This window comes from Paenibacillus rubinfantis, assembly GCF_001486505.1.
Taxonomy (GTDB): Bacteria; Bacillota; Bacilli; order Paenibacillales; family Paenibacillaceae; genus Fontibacillus; species Fontibacillus rubinfantis.
In genome coordinates this window covers 1-16668 of the sequence record NZ_LN909059.1, presented here as the reverse complement: position 1 = coordinate 16668, position 16668 = coordinate 1, and the positions used below count along the sequence as shown (strand labels likewise).

21 protein-coding genes and 3 pseudogenes are annotated in these 16668 nt (G+C 58.4%); 12 read left to right on the top strand and 12 right to left on the bottom strand.

The annotated features are described in order from the left end of the window. Positions 1-11: 11 nt before the first annotated feature. The 8 genes and pseudogenes from BN3277_RS25910 to BN3277_RS25905 form a co-directional block, all read left to right on the top strand. Positions 12-320, top strand: a pseudogene (locus tag BN3277_RS25910) (hypothetical protein); the annotation flags it as partial. Then, complete coding sequence (locus tag BN3277_RS01730) at positions 260-1774, top strand: anthranilate synthase component I family protein (protein WP_232436301.1); 1515 nt, start codon at positions 260-262, stop codon at positions 1772-1774. The pseudogene BN3277_RS25910 and the gene BN3277_RS01730, both read left to right, overlap by 61 nt. Beyond that, positions 1771-2358 carry an aminodeoxychorismate/anthranilate synthase component II gene (gene pabA / locus BN3277_RS01725; RefSeq protein WP_059040590.1) on the top strand — a complete coding sequence of 196 codons (588 nt, stop codon included), beginning with the start codon at positions 1771-1773 and terminating at the stop codon, positions 2356-2358. The genes BN3277_RS01730 and pabA overlap by 4 nt, the downstream gene beginning before the upstream one ends. Beyond that, positions 2355-3242 (top strand): aminodeoxychorismate lyase, encoded by an 888-nt coding sequence (pabC, locus tag BN3277_RS01720; protein WP_059040589.1) that lies wholly within the window; start codon positions 2355-2357, stop codon positions 3240-3242. The genes pabA and pabC overlap by 4 nt, the downstream gene beginning before the upstream one ends. Next, positions 3239-4117, top strand: coding sequence for a dihydropteroate synthase (folP, locus tag BN3277_RS01715; protein WP_232436300.1), 879 nt, complete (start codon positions 3239-3241; stop codon positions 4115-4117). The genes pabC and folP overlap by 4 nt, the downstream gene beginning before the upstream one ends. A gap of 6 nt (positions 4118-4123) precedes the next feature. Further along, a complete protein-coding gene (gene folB, locus BN3277_RS01710) occupies positions 4124-4492 on the top strand; it encodes a dihydroneopterin aldolase (RefSeq protein WP_059040588.1) in 369 nt (122 codons plus the stop codon). Then, entirely contained in the window at positions 4489-5019 is a 531-nt protein-coding gene (gene folK, locus BN3277_RS01705; RefSeq protein ID WP_316244800.1) for a 2-amino-4-hydroxy-6-hydroxymethyldihydropteridine diphosphokinase, read from the top strand. Before folB ends, folK begins: the two co-directional genes overlap by 4 nt. Next, a complete protein-coding gene (locus tag BN3277_RS25905; protein ID WP_082691260.1) occupies positions 4971-5159 on the top strand; it encodes a helix-turn-helix domain-containing protein in 189 nt (62 codons plus the stop codon). The genes folK and BN3277_RS25905 overlap by 49 nt, the downstream gene beginning before the upstream one ends. A gap of 36 nt (positions 5160-5195) precedes the next feature. On the opposite strand, the gene BN3277_RS01700 is transcribed toward BN3277_RS25905, so the two are convergent. The 3 genes from BN3277_RS01700 to BN3277_RS01690 all read right to left on the bottom strand — a co-directional run bounded on the left by BN3277_RS01700 (position 5196) and on the right by BN3277_RS01690 (position 8112). After that, positions 5196-6554 (bottom strand): ISLre2 family transposase, encoded by a 1359-nt coding sequence (locus BN3277_RS01700; RefSeq protein WP_059040586.1) that lies wholly within the window; start codon positions 6552-6554, stop codon positions 5196-5198. Between the two features lie 146 nt (positions 6555-6700). After that, positions 6701-7291 (bottom strand): hypothetical protein, encoded by a 591-nt coding sequence (locus BN3277_RS01695; RefSeq protein ID WP_059040585.1) that lies wholly within the window; start codon positions 7289-7291, stop codon positions 6701-6703. After that, complete coding sequence (locus BN3277_RS01690) at positions 7288-8112, bottom strand: site-specific integrase (protein WP_232436299.1); 825 nt, start codon at positions 8110-8112, stop codon at positions 7288-7290. Before BN3277_RS01690 ends, BN3277_RS01695 begins: the two co-directional genes overlap by 4 nt. Before the next feature lie 69 nt (positions 8113-8181). Here BN3277_RS01690 and BN3277_RS01680 point away from each other — a divergent pair. Continuing rightward, a protein-coding gene (locus tag BN3277_RS01680) for an IS3 family transposase (protein ID WP_089153294.1) occupies positions 8182-9340 on the top strand; the annotation gives its coding sequence in 2 pieces (ribosomal slippage) (positions 8182-8456 and positions 8455-9340; 1161 coding nt in all). Between the two features lie 18 nt (positions 9341-9358). Next, positions 9359-9778: a KfrB domain-containing protein gene (locus tag BN3277_RS01675; RefSeq protein ID WP_059040582.1), complete on the top strand. Its 420-nt coding sequence runs from the start codon at positions 9359-9361 to the stop codon at positions 9776-9778. 56 nt (positions 9779-9834) lie between these two features. Here BN3277_RS01675 and BN3277_RS25670 read toward each other — a convergent pair whose 3' ends face one another. From BN3277_RS25670 to BN3277_RS26360, 9 genes and pseudogenes are all read right to left on the bottom strand, one after another. Next, positions 9835-10077: a hypothetical protein gene (locus BN3277_RS25670; protein ID WP_198342945.1), complete on the bottom strand. Its 243-nt coding sequence runs from the start codon at positions 10075-10077 to the stop codon at positions 9835-9837. A 300-nt stretch (positions 10078-10377) separates the two neighbouring features. Continuing rightward, entirely contained in the window at positions 10378-10527 is a 150-nt protein-coding gene (locus BN3277_RS26460) for a hypothetical protein (RefSeq protein WP_232436306.1), read from the bottom strand. A 17-nt stretch (positions 10528-10544) separates the two neighbouring features. After that, positions 10545-11057, bottom strand: a complete 513-nt coding sequence (locus BN3277_RS01665) for a recombinase family protein (RefSeq protein WP_059040581.1) — start codon at positions 11055-11057, stop codon at positions 10545-10547. Positions 11058-11086: 29 nt separating this feature from the next. Then, positions 11087-11431, bottom strand: a complete 345-nt coding sequence (locus BN3277_RS01660; protein WP_021264345.1) for a hypothetical protein — start codon at positions 11429-11431, stop codon at positions 11087-11089. A gap of 14 nt (positions 11432-11445) precedes the next feature. Then, positions 11446-11712 carry a hypothetical protein gene (locus BN3277_RS01655; RefSeq protein ID WP_021264346.1) on the bottom strand — a complete coding sequence of 89 codons (267 nt, stop codon included), beginning with the start codon at positions 11710-11712 and terminating at the stop codon, positions 11446-11448. 208 nt (positions 11713-11920) lie between these two features. Beyond that, positions 11921-12487, bottom strand: a pseudogene (locus BN3277_RS01650) (IS6-like element IS6100 family transposase); the annotation flags it as partial. A 209-nt stretch (positions 12488-12696) separates the two neighbouring features. Then, positions 12697-13536: a sulfonamide-resistant dihydropteroate synthase Sul1 gene (gene sul1 / locus BN3277_RS01645; RefSeq protein WP_032072921.1), complete on the bottom strand. Its 840-nt coding sequence runs from the start codon at positions 13534-13536 to the stop codon at positions 12697-12699. Then, positions 13530-14324, bottom strand: a complete 795-nt coding sequence (locus BN3277_RS25260) for a nucleotide-binding protein (protein ID WP_232436298.1) — start codon at positions 14322-14324, stop codon at positions 13530-13532. Before BN3277_RS25260 ends, sul1 begins: the two co-directional genes overlap by 7 nt. Positions 14325-14352: 28 nt before the next feature. Next, positions 14353-14520 (bottom strand): annotated as a pseudogene (locus tag BN3277_RS26360) (TraK family protein); the annotation flags it as partial. Between the two features lie 390 nt (positions 14521-14910). Between BN3277_RS26360 and BN3277_RS01625 the strand changes: the two are divergent. Continuing rightward, positions 14911-15279, top strand: coding sequence for a plasmid mobilization protein (locus BN3277_RS01625; RefSeq protein WP_059040579.1), 369 nt, complete (start codon positions 14911-14913; stop codon positions 15277-15279). Continuing rightward, positions 15276-16668 (top strand): TraI/MobA(P) family conjugative relaxase (traI, locus tag BN3277_RS01620; protein ID WP_148500952.1); only part of this gene is annotated, 1393 nt, incomplete at its 3' end. The genes BN3277_RS01625 and traI, both read left to right, overlap by 4 nt.

Genomic DNA, 16668 nt, shown 5'->3' with positions numbered 1-16668 from the left:
ATGGGTATAGAATGAGTATCATGCCGAAAATCACTTTCCCACGGAGGCTGAACGGGTTGCAGGTCACGACATTGGAGCAATGGCGCGCTTGGGCCGCCGACTTCAACGCGCTGCCTTATGTGCTGTGCGAGACATGGACGGGGCGTATCTTTTCCTGGGAGCGCGTATGGGTGGAGCGTTCGCCGCACGCGGTTCTGCTGGAAAGCGGGAAGGGCGGCCGTTACACGTATCTCGGACTGCACCCGGAATCGATCATCGTATGCCGGAACGGCGAGGCGGAGGTGCGCCGCTTGGACGGAACGCCGACAGGGGAGCCGGAACGCCGCCGGCAGCCCGCGCTCGAAGCTGTTCGCGACTGGATGCGCTCAGGAAGGAAGAGTCGGCCCCTCCCCCTCCCAGTCGCGGGGCGAAGGCGCGAGGCGGGGCGGACGCCGTACCCCTCCGTACCGTGCAGGGCGGAAGTGGCCACACGGTCCCTGGGGCCCGGCGCCCCCACCCTCACCCTTCTTCTATTCAAGCTGTTCGCGACTGGATGCGCGCTTATCGTGCGCCCGCCGTTCCCGGCGCTCCGCGCTTCCTGGGCGGCGCCGCGGGGTTCTGGTCGTACGACTTGGCGCGATCCATCGAGCGATTGCCGCAGCTGGCCGTTGACGATCTGATGATGCCGGACGCGATGTTTATGCGTTTCCATCAATTATTCGTATTCGACCACGAAGCGAAAAGGCTGTATTTCTGCGTCATCAAGCGGTGGGAGCCGGGCGCCGGCAAGCTCCTTGACGTGCTGTACGGGGAGGCGGAACGCGAGGCGGAAGCGATGCGGGACGCTTGGCGCAGTTGGCGTCTGGACGAGCCTGACGCGAAGTCTGCGGCACGAGAGGCGCTGTGGTCGAACATCCCCGATGCGGCCCGCCTGCGGACCGGAGCCGAGGCATGGCCGGACCTGCATATCGATTTTCCGGAAGAGGATTACAAAGCCGCCGTTCGCCGGATCCAGGAGTATATTCGTGCCGGGGATGTGTTCCAGGTCAATCTGGCGCTCCGGCAGCATCGTGTGCTGCGCAGTGCCCCAACTGAGATTTATGAATGGCTGCGCATGATCAATCCGTCTCCCTATATGGGGATGATTCGGATGCCGGGATTGGAGATCGTCTCCGGTTCGCCGGAACTGCTCGTCCGGCTGGAACGCGGACGGGTATCGACCCGGCCGATCGCCGGCACCCGCAGGCGCGGATTCGATGCGGAAGAGGAGACGCGATTCCTGCGTGAACTGCGCGAGAATGAGAAAGAACGAGCGGAACATATTATGCTTGTCGACCTGCTGCGCAACGACATCGGACGCATCGCCCGTTACGGCTCCGTGCGGGTCAGCGAGCTGATGACGATCGAGTCGTATTCGCACGTCATGCATCTGGTGTCGCAGGTGGAGGGGGAGTTGGCCGAAGGATTGGACGGCTTCGATGTCATACGGGCCGTATTTCCGGGCGGGACGATCACCGGCGCGCCGAAAATTCGCACGATGGAGATCATCGAGGAGCTCGAGCCCGTACGCCGCGGGCTGTATACCGGTTCGATCGGGTGGATTGACTATACCGGGGATATGGAATTTAATATTGTTATACGGACGCTGGTGGTGAAAGACGGCATCGGTTACGTACAGGCGGGGGCTGGGATCGTCATCGATTCTTCTCCCGAGCGGGAATACAAGGAATCGCTGAACAAGGCGAGAGCGCTGTGGAAAGCGATCGAACTGAGCGAAAGGGAGGGAACGACGTGATTCTGGTTATCGACAATTACGATTCGTTTACGTACAACCTTGTCCAGTATTTGGGCGAACTCGGGGAGGCAGTGGAGGTAAGACGGAACGACCAAGTTACCTTGGACGAGATCGCCGAACTGAAGCCGGACCATATCTTGATCTCGCCCGGCCCCTGTACGCCGAATGAAGCGGGCATCAGTCTGGCCCTGATCGATCGGTTCAAGGGAGAAATTCCGATCCTCGGCGTATGTCTGGGCCACCAGTCCATCGCCCAGGCTTTCGGCGGGGAAGTCGTCCGCGCCGAGCTGCTGATGCACGGCAAGACGTCGCAGATCCGCCACGACGGCAAAACGATTTTCACCGGCATTCCATCGCCGTTTACGGCAACGCGTTACCATTCGCTGATCGTGAAGCGCGAGACGTTGCCGGAAGATCTGGAGATCGGCGCGGAGACGGCGGAGGGCGAGATTATGGCGCTTCGCCATCGGAAGTACCCGATCGAAGGGGTGCAGTTCCATCCCGAATCGATTATGACGGAACACGGACACCGGCTGCTTCGCAATTTCCTGGACTTGACCAAAGCCGAGAGCGGGTTGCGATGAAGATCGGCTTTAACGGGTGTTTGGTAGAAGAGAAGGAAGCCGTGATCTCGGTATTCGATCACGGCTTTATGTACGGAATGGGCTGTTTCGAGACGTTCCGCACGTACGGCGGACGGCCGTTCTTATTCGATGCCCACATGAATCGCCTGGAGGGCAGCTTGCGGACGATCGGCATCGCGGTAAACATCGATCGGCCGGCTGCGCGGGAATTGATCCGGGCGCTGATCGAGGCCAACGGGTTCACGGAGGCTTATATCCGCTATGCTGTGTCTGCCGGCGCCGGTGCGGTCGGACTGCCGAACGAGGATTATGCCGCGCCCAATACGATCGTGTATGCGAAGCCTCTGCCTCCGATTGCAGACGACGCCGAGCCGTCCGTCCGGCCGCTGCAGGTGCTGCGGCTGCCGCGGAATACGCCGGAAGGCGAACGGCGGATTAAATCGTTTCATTATATGAATAATATTCTGGGAAAAAGGGAAATCAACCGTTATCCGTGGGCGGCGGGGGCGGAAGGCTTGTTCCTGACGGCGGACGGTCACGTTGCTGAAGGGATTGTCAGCAACGTTTTCTTCGTCATCGACGGACGCGTGATTACGCCGCCGCTGCACACCGGCATTCTGGCGGGCGTCACGCGCGGTTTCGTACTGGAGCTGCTGCAAGCGCTGGGCATCCCGGCCGCGGAAGAAATGTTGACGCTTCAGGATGCCGTCCGGGCGCAGGAAGTGTTTCTGACGAACTCGATCCAGGAAATCGTCAGGGTAGATCGCATTTTCGATCCGAACGGCGTCTGTATCTGGCGGTTCCCGGGAGATGAACATTCCGATGCCGCGAAACGTCTGTTTGCCGCTTACCGGCAAGCGGTGAAAGGGGCAATGAACGGATGAGACAACACATCATGGTCGGGAAGCATTGGCAGCCGTATAAACGGCGATACGACTTTCCGGGGGGCATACCGCTGACGTTGGGCGAACGCACGCTGCTGATGGGCATTCTCAATGTGACGCCGGATTCGTTCTCCGATGGGGGCAGGTATCTGGATCCCGCCGCGGCCGAAGCGCATGCGCGGGCAATGGTTGAAGCGGGAGCCGACCTGCTTGACGTAGGCGGAGAATCGGCGCGCCCGGGACATATGCCGGTGTCCGCTGAAGAAGAATGGGCCCGCCTCCTTCCCGTTCTCGAGCGTCTGCGCGAGACGGTGCGGACGCCGATCTCCGTCGATACGTACAAGGCTGAAGTGGCCGAACGCGCCCTGTCGGCCGGCGCGCACATCCTCAACGACATCTGGGGATTCCGCAAGGACCCGGAGATGGCCGCCGTCGCCGCTAAGCACGGGTGTCCGGTCATCTTGATGCATAACCGGGAGCAGCCGGTGTATAACGATTTCCTGTCCGACGTGAAGCGCGATCTGGAGATCAGCGTGGAGATCGGACTGAAGGCCGGCGTCAAGCCGGACAGCATCTGGCTGGATCCGGGGATCGGGTTCGGCAAAACGCTCGAACACAACCTTGAGATCATGCGGCATCTGCACGAGATCGCGGCGATGGGGTTTCCCGTCCTGCTCGGCACTTCGCGCAAATCCATGATTCAGCGCACGCTGGGACTCCCGTCCGATCAGGTTCTTGAGGGGACTGCGGCGACGGTGGCGCTGGGCATCGCGCAGGGATGCCAGATCATGAGGGTGCATGATGTTGCGGAAATGAGCAAGACGATACGCATGACGGACGCCATGATGGGGGCGGTCTCGTCGGCGCGGGAGTGAACGGGAATGGACAAGATTCGAATCGAACGGCTGGAATGCTACGGCTATCACGGCGTGTTCCCGGAGGAAAACCGGCTGGGACAGCGTTTCTATATCGATGTGGAGATGGGGTTGGATCTCCGTCCGGCCGGTACGGAGGATGATTTGACCCGAAGCGTCAATTATGCGGATGTATGTCTCCTTATCCAGGAGATCGTGGAGCTGAACCGTTTCCAGTTAATTGAAACGGTGGCGGAAACCATTGCATCACGGGTACTCGACACTTATACTATAGTCGAGGAAACGACTGTTCGGGTTACGAAGCCGCATCCCCCTGTGCCGGTTCGCTTCGGCGGCGTCAGTGTCGAGATTCATCGAAGGCGGGATGATCGATGATGGGTTCGGCGACGATCGCCTATATCGGACTCGGTGCGAACTTGGGGGACAAAGAAGAGCAGCTGCGTCAGGCCGTTAAGAGGCTGCACGGTGAAACCGGCATCCGCGTGGAACGCTGCTCCAATATTTACGAGACCGATCCGGTCGGGTTCACCGATCAACCGCCGTTTTTGAATATGGTTGCGCGAATTCGAACCATTCTTAAGCCGGAGCCGCTGTTGGACGTCTGCGCTAAAATCGAGCGTTCGCTGGGCCGCGTACGGGACGTTCGCTGGGGGCCCCGCACGATCGATCTTGATGTGCTGCTGTATGGGGATGAAGTAGCGGAGCTGCCCCGATTGACCATTCCGCATCCGCGCATGTTCGAACGGCTTTTCGTACTGATTCCGCTGCTGGAAGTTCTTGACGAAGATGCTTCGGCTGCCGTATCTTCCCGCGAGGCTTTGGAGACACTGGATGGAAAGGAAGGCGTTCGGCTATGGAGAAAAATCAATTGGCCCGAAGAATTCGAGCATTCCGCAAACTGAAAGGGCACACCCAATTGGAATTTGCCGAGCAACTGGACATCTCCATCGGCATCCTGGGCGCGTGTGTGTCAAGCAATTGTGGGCAGAAATCTGAGATTGGTGAAATCTATGCTTCAGCTTCAATCTTGGCAGCGCTTTAATTTCTTCTTTCCTCGCTATGGATGACCATCCTGGTCTCATCCGCGCAATCCCTTCAACGCCATCCCCAACGGACTGTTCTGTTTCGAAGTGTGGAGCGTTCGCAACATCCCGTTGATGACGCCTGTCGTGAACGCTTTGGGCTTCTTGAACAATTGCTGAATGCGGAATGGGGGCCCCGCTTGCTGCTTGTCCGTTGATTCAATCTGTCTGCCTTCCGGTAACTCTGTACGTCCTTCCCTGCGGATGATGATCGACCGCAGCATCGCTTGCACACCTCGTACACTCCAGCTGTATCCGCCGCGCTTCGTTCGCTTCGCAAATACCCGCATTTGGGATTCTGCGCTTCCCATCGGACGCATCCCTGCCGGATCCAACCCGTTTGCTTCGAGTACCTTACGGTAATCGAGGAGATGCTTTTCATGGCGGCGCAAAAAGGCTTTGAATCGTTCCCAATTCTCGCGGCGATCTTCGCGGATGCGATCATCCGGAACGGCGTCGATTGCAGCGAACAACGCTTGCGGATCATACGCCGCCAGTGCCCGGCTCGCCGCTCTCCAATGCGTGGGAAGGTCGCGTAAATAGTGTTTCAAATCCCGTGCAACATGAAAGCGATCGAGCGTGTAGATGCAGCGATGAAAGTAGGACGCGCATTCCCCGATCCATTCCGCTCCGTCCCCATTGACGACCAGCCACGTATCCTCATCCACGTCATAATGTTCGATCAGAAAGTCACCGAAGCCTTCCCAAAAGGAAGCGCCGCTTCCCGTATGCAGATAGTGGGTTTTGTTTCTCAGTTGGACCCGCCTGCCGTTTTTTTCCCATCCTTCATGGATGATCGCCATCTTGTTCTCTTGGCCTTGCTGCCTCGTCCTCTGAAGCTTCGTGTATAACCCGTCCACTTCGACAAACAGCACTTTCGCCGGTTTCTTTTCTTCCGGCACGATTGCAGCCGCTTGTTCCGCTTTGGCAATGAGGCGTTGCCGGATCGTCTCATGGCTAATGGCTTGATACCCCAGGAGCGCTTCAATTTGCCGCGCTGCCTCATGGTAAGACGGTCCCACGGTTGCCAGTTCCACCGCCCACTCTTCAAGACGCGGGCTGATGCCGGATTGGCCATCGAAGGCCAGCGCTTGATCCAACAAGTAGACGCAGGTTTCTTTTTCGCGATCCAGATACAACCTTCGTGCGAACGTGATTTCGCCAAATGATGTGCTCATCGTCACTTTACGCGTGTCGCGCAAGCGATATCGGGCATGATCGCGATTCTCCATGATCCATTTATCGATCTCTTCGAGGCAGCGAACCATGACATCGGCAAACATCGCTTGCAATTGTTGAAATAAATTCACTTCGAGTTCTTTCATTGTCGGCAGATTCATGATAGACTTTTGCATGAGGCTTCTCCTTCCTAAGTGTGGTTTTCGTCGACTTACACTCTACCAAGAAGGGAAGCCTTTTTCCATGCTTTTCCGCATTCGTTCACCAATTATTCCTTTTTTCTGCCCACAAACATTTTACACTCACGACTATGCTGGTTACATCAATTATCAAATAACTCGGGATACATTTTCACAATATCCGCATTTAAGGCTCGATCCTCAGTTTTTTTATTTTTATTGATGGATATGATTTTTTCTAGCCCTTCTTCGTCTTGGAAGGTTTTATATGTGCTTTTGACCGCCACTTCGAGATACTGTTTTTTGAGTAATTTAATCTCGTTCTCTAGCGTTTTAATCTGGTCTTCTTTTAAGGACAATTGAGCGGCTAAGTCTTGGTTTTCCTGAAGAATTGTGTCATACCCCTTAGCCTTTTGATGCAAAGCATTTAGCATTTCATTATAGTGAGCTAATGCATTAATCAAACCCGTTTTATTGTTCCAGTATGTTTCAACAAGCTCAACAACATTTGGTAAGGGAAGTGCACCATCAGTTTCTACAACCTCCTGTTGCACTGGCTCGTTGACCTTCGCGATTTGCTCTGACATTCTTCTTGTCCAAATAAATCGATTTATTCCGGTCTCTCTTTCCAAAATGGAAGGATTAATCTTCTTCCCTGGATTCTTTGAGATATATTTTAATAAGATGTCTTTTAATTGCTTATCTGTATATTTTGGCGGTGCTCCCTTTTTCACAATTCATCCTCCAGAAGATGAGAATCGACCATCGCTTTTTGATCCATCAATCTCCTCAGTTCACTGCAAGCTGAGGATAGCTTTTCTTGGCCCGTTTGCTGATAGGTCAACGTTGCACAATCGTAATTCATGGATTTTGTGACATATCGAATGAGCTCCAATTGTTCCTTTAATCTCCCTTCCAGCGCATCAGAACAATCTTTCAACCATGCTAATCCCTTTTGTTCGTCCTCTGGCGAGAAAAAATAATATTCGCAAAAGCGGCAATCCCCAACCTGACAGCGCGATGGGTGATCCGTACAATAGCCATGTTCCACTTTGTATGTCTCTTGAAAATCGCCAACTCGGTAGATTCTACTTTTGGCAATTACGGCTTGTGTCCCAACATCCCAATTTGACCTCATTAAGTTCTTACGGTTCATCCGGAGCATCTGCGCCGCGTGATGGACGAAAGATTGAGCGAAGTGATCCAAATGTTTATGGTAATGTAATTGGGTTTCCAGTTGGCTATGTCCGCCTATGCGGGCAATAGTAAGCATATTAAACCCTTGCAGCATCATATTGCAAAAGGCAAAGTGTCTGGTATCGCCAGGCTTTATTCTTTCTAAATCACCGTACTTCGGAGTAACGATATCACCATAAAATCGATCAATGATATTGATAAATTGGAAAGCGCCCATCTTTTCTCGCGCTTTTTCCTTTGTTTTTGTTTTAACGTATTTCCGATATGCCTTGTACGAGATCAAATAGGAGGATTCAGAATCGTAAGCTGATGTAAGTTGATTATAGTCATCAATAAATTCAAAGACTTCTTGATTCACCTGGACAGTATCCGTTATCTTATAATGCTACATAGAATCTAGACAGCAAAAAAGGAGTTTCTTAGTTGTATGGCAACCAGTAGAAGAAAGTTCACACCGGAGGAGAAAGCGCAAATCGTACTGGAAATTTTAAAGGAAGAAAAGTCGGTTTCGCAGCTCTCATCTGAGCATGGCATTCATGCAAATGTCCTCAACCGGTGGAAATCAGAAGCTGTCCAGAATCTAGCGCAATTGTTTGTCGATGATCGCAAAGGCATCACGAAGATGAAAAACGATTATGAAAACACGATCAACGACCTCTACGCCGAGATTGGAAAGCTGACCAGTCAATTGTCGTGGCTCAAAAAAAAATCTGGCTTCTAACCTGTCCCGCGAAGAACGTATGGATCTTCTAGAATGGGATTGCCCCGAGCACTCGCTCAGCGTTCAGGCCGATCTATTAAGTCTGAATCGCTCCAGCCTTTATTATAAGCCGGTCCCTCCCTCCCCGGAGGAAATTCGCCTCAAACACCGGATTGATGAGATTTACACAGAGCATTCGTTTCTGGGTTACCGGAGGATTGCTGCAATTATGAATAGGGAAGGAGACAGTATTCACGAAAACACTGTCAGGCGCTACATGCGCGAAATGGGCCTTATGGCTATTCATCCTGGGCCAAATCTGAGTAAGCGGGATCTACAACACAGGGTTTATCCATATCTGCTTCGGAAACTGAATATTACAGAGCCTGATCAGGTGTGGAGTGTGGATATTACATATATTCGCATGAAATACGGCTGGATGTACCTGTACGCCGTCATGGATTGGTATTCCCGTTACATCGTAGATTGGCAACTGGATCAAAGCTTGGAGATCGGTTTCGTGCTTGAGACCATGAAACGTGCATTCACACGACGTAAGCCCGGGATTGTCAACAGCGATCAAGGCAGCCACTTTACGAGTCCGAAGTATATCGATCTACTGCAAGAAAACGAGGTTCGTATTAGTATGGATGGCAAAGGCAGGGCTACGGATAACATAGTCATCGAGCGCTTTTGGCGCAGCCTGAAGTACAATGAGGTCTACATCAACGACTACACAAGTCCTCGGGAGACCAGGCAAGGTGTGGATCGATACATCCATTTACACAATTATTACTTGCCTCATCAGTCCTTGCAGAACCATACACCTGCTTCAGTATATAACCGGGACGTTGTACTTCTATCCACATGTTCGGGCCGTCGCTGACACCAAAAGGGCGAGGCGATGGAACGAGTGATGATGAGGCCGGAAGGGTCGCGCAAGGTGGCGGTTCTCAACGGGAGCCGCCAGCTTGATAAGGTGATAGGCGGCCAGTGGGTGACGCTCAAGGTGCTGCCGGAAGCGGGCTTGCCGAAGGGCGTCTATTTCCTCGATGACGCCCAGCGCCCGCCCGTGCGCAATGCCCCGGTGAGCTACACGGGGCAGGTGCTACAGGTGGACTATGAAAAGGTCTACCAACTGCACGGGCGCGGTATCGTCGTGCATGACCGCTCGGTGTTCCGCGATCTGGAAAAGGGCGGCCCCGCGCTCGCCGAAGGGCAGCGGGTCACGGTCAACTATCAGAATGGCCGGGGAGCCGCCGTAGGGCGCGAGACGGGAAGCGTAGCCCGTTCTCGAGAACGGGGCGGCGGCGTCGAACTGTAAGGGAGGAAGCGAGAACGAAAGGGCCGGGCGACCGGCCCTTTTTTCGTGCCCCGCGATCAGTGCCGCCGGGCGAGGCGGCGAAGGCCGCCGGTATAGAACCGGCGCAAGGCGATGAGCGCGACCGCGAGGGCCAGCGGCTTGCCGTAGACGGCGAAGCTCTCGGCGGTGCGCCCTGCGGCCATCGCCATTGCGAGGATCAACAGGCCATAGCCGCCGAAGATCCACGCGCCGATTCCGGCGAGGCGGTAAGTGGGGCCGTAGGCCGCGCCTAGCAGGCGGTGAAGGGCGGTATTGAACATGGTGGCACCTCCGTTTGTGAGTTGGGCCGTATGGCGATCACGTTGCACCGTGGCAAAGCGTCCTTGCACCCTTGGGCCGGAGCATCGCGGCGGACGCCTCCGGCGTTGCAAGGGCGCGGCGGTGCGATCCTGACGGCATCGCGGCCCGCAAACGGGGCCTGTCGCTGCCATGTTACGCCCGAAACTGCCCGGCGCGAACCTCTCGACCGCCACAGGAGGCGCAGGAGCGGCTTTAGCGGGTGGCCTGGGCCTTGGATACCCCACAAGGCCCAAAGGCCGCCAGCGGCCCGGAAAACGGCCCTAGCGGGCACGTCTCCCTTTCCGGGGCGGCGTCTTGGCCGCCTTCACCTGTTCCTCGTCCTCGGCGGCCCGTAGCGCGTCGTAAAGGGCCGTCTTGCCGATCTTGAGCGCGCCCGCCGCCTCGCGCACCGTCAACCCCTTGTCGTGCATCAGGGCCTTGGCCCGTTTCAGCACGGCAGCGGTGACAACTGGCCTTCGGCCGCCGCGTCGGCCGCGCGCGGCGCGGCCGCCACGGCTAAACCGGCCTTGGTGCGCTCGCGGATTAGCTCGCGCTCGAACGCGGCCAGCGCGCCGAAGATATGGAAAATCAGCGCGCCGCTGGCCGTGGTGGTGTCCATGCCCGGATCGGTGAGCGACCGAAAGCCGATTCCTCGGCTGCGCAAGTCCTCCACCACGGCGACAAGATGCGCGAGCGACCGGCCTAGCCGGTCGATCTTCCAGACCACAAGCGTGTCGCCGGGCCGTAGGTAGGCCAACGCCTCGTCCAGTCCCTTGCGCTCGGCCTTCGCACCGCTCGCCACGTCCTGAAAGATGCGGGAGCAACCGGCGCGCTCTAGCGCGTCGATCTGCAAGGATATGTCCTGCTCCGGCGTGGAAACGCGGGCGTAGCCGATCCGCGCGCCCGATCCGCCGGGCAAGGTCATTTCGTGGGTGCGGCCTTCGTCTGCCGGATCGCGCAAGCTGGCCTCCTTACTGGCTGTGACGGAAATTATGCGTGCTTGCTTTCGAGCTGGTCGGCGAGCGCGTTCGTCCCGGCCAGCACGGTTTCAAGATTGGTGGTGTAGTCGTTGATGACGTCGAAGCCGGTATTGCCGTAGATGAAGCGAACCCACCCGGCCCGCTTCAACTTGCCGTCCTCGCCGGGCGTCATGGCAAACAGATAGTCCTCGTCGGTGCTGAACATGGCGGCGATGATCGCGCGCACGTCCGTGCTGGCCTCCAAGGCGATTTCCTCGCCGTCGAACACGGCCACCTTGTAGCCTGCCGCTATCAAGTCCTTGGCGGCCCGGCGCGCAATCTGCCGCTCGATCTTCTGCCGCGTCTCTACCTTCATCCTCTCGCCCTCCCTTACTGCGCCGCTGTTTCAAGCTGGCTGCTGATTTCCGAAAGATCGACGCCCTCGATCTCGCTCAAGGCGCTGTCGAGCGCGTCTATCGCTTCCTGCATCGCCTGCCCGCGCTCGCCGTCCTGCAAGCTCTCCGGCAGGTTTTCACGCGCCGATTCCTCGCCGTCGCGGACCTCTTGAATGATCTCCTGCGCGGCCTGTAGCGCGGCCTCGGCCTCGGCGATCTTCGCGCTCGCTTCCTCGATCCGCTTGCGCCGTTCCTTGTTCATTTTGGTGTCGCCCCTCTCGTCTATGCCTTGCGGCTCTGGATCACTTGAACCGTCTCGCCCTCGTCGTAGATCGTCGTCGCGGTCCAGTGGTTGAGATCGACATGCACCTTGCCGTCGCGGACAAAGCGGACCTCGGAAACCCGGTCCACAAAGGGGCTCTGTTGCAAAGATTGGCGGCAGTCAGAGGTAGGCTGTCGCTCTGCGCCGATCAGGCGGCTGCTGCGAAATGGTGGTTGAGCATGCCCATGGCCTCCGTCAGCGCCGAGGGCCCAATGCCAAAAGCTCTCTCCACAAGGCGCACCTCGCCCCTGATGCCGGGCTGCAGGCACCAGGGGCGAGCCTGTCCTTTGCGCAGGGCTCGCATGACTTCGAATCCCTTGATCGTGGCATAGGCCGTGGGGATCGATTTGAAACCGCGCACCGGCTTGATCAGTATCTTGAGCTTTCCGTGATCGGCCTCGATCACGTTATTGAGATACTTCACCTGCCGGTGGGCCGTCTCCCGGTCCAGCTTTCCTTCGCGCTTCAATTCGGTGATCGCTGCACCATAGCTCGGCGCTTTGTCGGTATTGAGCGTGGCAGGCTTTTCCCAGTGCTTCAGGCCTCGCAGGGCCTTGCCCAGGAACCGCTTCGCTGCCTTGGCGCTGCGGGTCGGCGACAGGTAGAAATCGATCGTGTCGCCCCGCTTGTCGACTGCCCGGTACAGGTAGGTCCACTTGCCCCGCACCTTGACGTAGGTTTCATCCAGGCGCCAGCTCGGATCAAAGCCACGCCGCAGCGTCGTGCATCAGCCGCACAACCTCGTCGATATCACCCGAGCAGGCGACCCGAACGTTCGGAGGCTCCTCGCTGTCCATTCGCTCCCCTGGCGCGGTATGAACCGCCGCCTCATAGTGCAGTTTGATCCTGACGAGCCCAGCATGTCTGCGCCCACCTTCGCGGAACCTGACCAGGGTCCGCTAGCGGGCGGCCGGAAGGTGAATGCTAGGCATGATCTAACCCTCGGTCTCTGGCGTCGCGACTGCGAAATTTCGCGAGGGTTTCCGAGATGGTGATTGCGCTTCGCAGATCTCCAGGCGCGTGGGTGCGGACGTAGTCAGCGCCATTGCCGATCGCGTGAAGTTCCGCCGCAAGGCTCGCTGGACCCAGATCCTTTACAGGAAGGCCAACGGTGGCGCCCAAGAAGGATTTCCGCGACACCGAGACCAATAGCGGAAGCCCCAACGCCGACTTCAGCTTTTGAAGGTTCGACAGCACGTGCAGCGATGTTTCCGGTGCGGGGCTCAAGAAAAATCCCATCCCCGGATCGAGGATGAGCCGGTCGGCAGCGACCCCGCTCCGTCGCAAGGCGGAAACCCGCGCCTCGAAGAACCGCACAATCTCGTCGAGCGCGTCTTCGGGTCGAAGGTGACCGGTGCGGGTGGCGATGCCATCCCGCTGCGCTGAGTGCATAACCACCAGCCTGCAGTCCGCCTCAGCAATATCGGGATAGAGCGCAGGGTCAGGAAATCCTTGGATATCGTTCAGGTAGCCCACGCCGCGCTTGAGCGCATAGCGCTGGGTTTCCGGTTGGAAGCTGTCGATTGAAACACGGTGCATCTGATCGGACAGGGCGTCTAAGAGCGGCGCAATACGTCTGATCTCATCGGCCGGCGATACAGGCCTCGCGTCCGGATGGCTGGCGGCCGGTCCGACATCCACGACGTCTGCTCCGACTCGCAGCATTTCGATCGCCGCGGTGACAGCGCCGGCGGGGTCTAGCCGCCGGCTCTCATCGAAGAAGGAGTCCTCGGTGAGATTCAGAATGCCGAACACCGTCACCATGGCGTCGGCCTCCGCAGCGACTTCCACGATGGGGATCGGGCGAGCAAATCGGAAATCGCCACCTCGCCGGGCTGGCAAGCGTCGTTGCCGCCCTCATAGCTCGGCGTGTAGTTCGCCAGTCCGCCGGGCTTCTCGTCGCTCCACTCGGCATCAATGCCAACGGTGAACCTCGCCGCGTCCCGGTGCGGAAAGAAGCGCAGCCGGTAATGTTTGCCGTGCCCGGCAATCACGTTGATAGCGTCGTTTTCGGCGATGTAATAGGACAGCGGAATGAAGCTCGCCGCGCCGTTGTCGATGACGAAGTGCGAATCTTCGGCCACCACGCGCTCAATCAGCGCGTCAAAGTTACGCTCGACCAGCGAGCCGCCTTCCATCAGTTCAAGGCGCTGGGTGCCGAAAGCCTTATAGCCCGCAAGGGTGGCGTTCACCGGGTCCGTATCGACGGCAACGACCGGCTCGCCCTTGGCGCGCAGGTATTGCGTGATGAGGCTCGACACGAAGGACTTGCCGACGCCGCCTTTGCCTTGCAGGGTGAAATGAACTTGCTTCATAAAATCGTCGCTCCTTTCAGATGAGATCGTCGCGGTCATTGCCGCTGTTTGGGTTGTGCTGGAATCCGGGCCGGGCGGGTTTGCCGGGCCGCTGTCCGGGGGAAGTTCCGGCGCTTGCGGCTCCGGCACTTCCTGCGGTGGGTTGCTGTGCCGGTCCTGCGCTTGTCGCTGGGGCCGGGGAGGGGACTTGCGGGGCGGCGGCGTGGCCTTGCCCGCTTCCGGTTTGGTGCCTGTCATGGTCTGCCTTCCTCACATATCTGCCGACATACTTTGTGAATTGCGGATACCCGATCCCGAGTTGGTCCTTGTGATCGTCGTAGATCGACCGCATCGGGTGGCCCGCGTCGAGCAGCCTTTGGAAGTCAGCCAGACGGGCCAGAAAGGCGACCCGGCCCGCGCCGCGATGCACCTTTTTGGTGTTATCCGTCATCTGCTGTTTCTCCGATAAAGCGCCTCATTTTGCCGCGTGGCGACTCACTATAGCGCGTTAGGCAACTCAACGCAATTCTAGTAAATTTAGGGCAATTGCGCAAGCCCGTTAAGGCAATTTAGCGCAACTGAAGGCAATTCTAGGCAAGTTAAGGCAAGCGCGCAAGGGAAATATCGCCTGTAGGCGATATTTCTGGCATCCTTGCGTAGAGTTGCGTAAAATTGGCAGAGACAGGACGGCAAGATGTGTGTTGTGGGCCTACGCGGCGAGCCGCGCAGACCCCCAACACCGCCCCTTACTCGCCTGCGGCTCGACGGCATCTTGCTCTGCGAGGCTCACGGTCGCTGCCGCGACGAAGGGGAGGCACCAAACGAAAAGGAGGGCGCGCAGCGCATGGCAGACGACGACATGAACGAGCAGGCCGACCGGCCCCGGCGGAAGGTTCCGCCGATCAAGGTATGGGTGACGGACGGCGAGAAAGCGGAGATCGCCGTCCGGGCGGCGCAGGCCGGTCTATCGCTGTCCGCCTACATGCTGGCGGCGGGCCTCAATCATCCGATCCGGTCCGTCTACGACCTCAAGGCCGTGGCGGACCTTGGCCGGGTCAACGGCGACCTTGGCCGCGTGGCCGGGCTGCTAAAGCTGTGGCTGGCCGAGAAGCGCGGGCAGGGCGCACGGCCCATCGACGTTGAGAAGATGATGACCGAGTTCCGGGCCTTGCAGACCGAGCTATCGGCCATCATGCGGCGGGCGCTCAAATGATCGCCAAGCGAGTGCCGAGGCGGGCGGGCACTTCCAGCCCGGCGCGGCTTGTCCGCTACATGGTGGCGGCCCAAGGCGGTATCGAGCCGGAAAGCTGGAAGCGCACCGCCGATTACATTCTGGACAGCAAGGGTACGACGACGCAGGGCGAGAAGGTCGCCAGCTATCGCGTAACGAACTGCGGCACCGATGACCCGGCGCAGGCCACGACGATCATAGAGGCCACGCAGGCGGCCAACACGCGGTCCAAGGCGGACAAGACCTATCACCTTGTCTACAGCTTTCCGCCGGGCGAGCGCCCGCCGCTCGACGTGCTGCACGCCATCGAGGACGAGCTATGCGCCGTCATCGGCTACGCCGACCATCAGCGCATCAGCGCCGTGCATATCGACACCGACCACCTGCACGTGCACGTCGCCATCAACAAGGTTCACCCCACGGGCCTGCAAAACGTCGAGCCGTTCTTTGACAAGCAACGGCTCATGGAGGCGTGCGAACGCCTCGAAATCAAGCACGGCCTGCAACGCACCAACCACGGCCTAACCGAAGGAAAAGCCTATGACCGACCTGATCGAATCCAACTCGGACCCGAGCGACAACACGACTCCCGTTTCCGCGAGTTCCTACGTCAGTCCTACCATCTCGCGCTTGCCGAGCGGCCAGAGGCCGAAACCTACAACGGTTTGCGAAACCTGTCCGGCAGCGGTGTGGCACACGGGCCGGGACGGTATTCGGAACTACTGCCGCGTCATGCACGTGATCGTATGGAGCAAGGACGAACCCAACAGCCTGACAGCGTGCGACGGGCGCGAAATGGCGCTGGCCGCGATGGAGCAGGGATAGACGGCAAAGCGGCGGACATGGAGGCGCACGCGGGCGTCGATAGCCTCATAGGCTACGCCGCGCGCGAGGTTGCCCCTGCCATGCGCCGGGCCACCAGTTGGCAGGAGCTACACGCCGCGCTCGCCGAGCATGGCTTGCAGATCAAGCCGCGCGGCGCGGGCCTTGTGATCGGCGATGCCGGTCTAGGCTTGTGGTGCAAGGCCAGCGAAGCCGGGCGCGATCTATCCATGAAGGCGCTGACCGACCGGCTAGGGCCGTTCGAGCGCGACAAGAGCCGCGCAGCGAAGGAGGCGAGGCGGCGATACGAGCCGCGCCCGCGACAACCACACCCGTCGAGCGCGGCGTTGTTCGCCGAGTATCAGCGGCAGCGGCAGGCGGCCATTGCGGGCCGCAAGCAGGGCTTTGCCAGCCTCAAGACCGAGCGGGCGCGCGAGGCCGAGCGCATCCGCCAGTGGGCGGCGACACAGCGCCTAATCATCAAGGCCGGGCCACGCGGCCCGGTGCGGAAGGCGCTCTATGCCAACGTGCAGGCGCAGGCCGACGCCG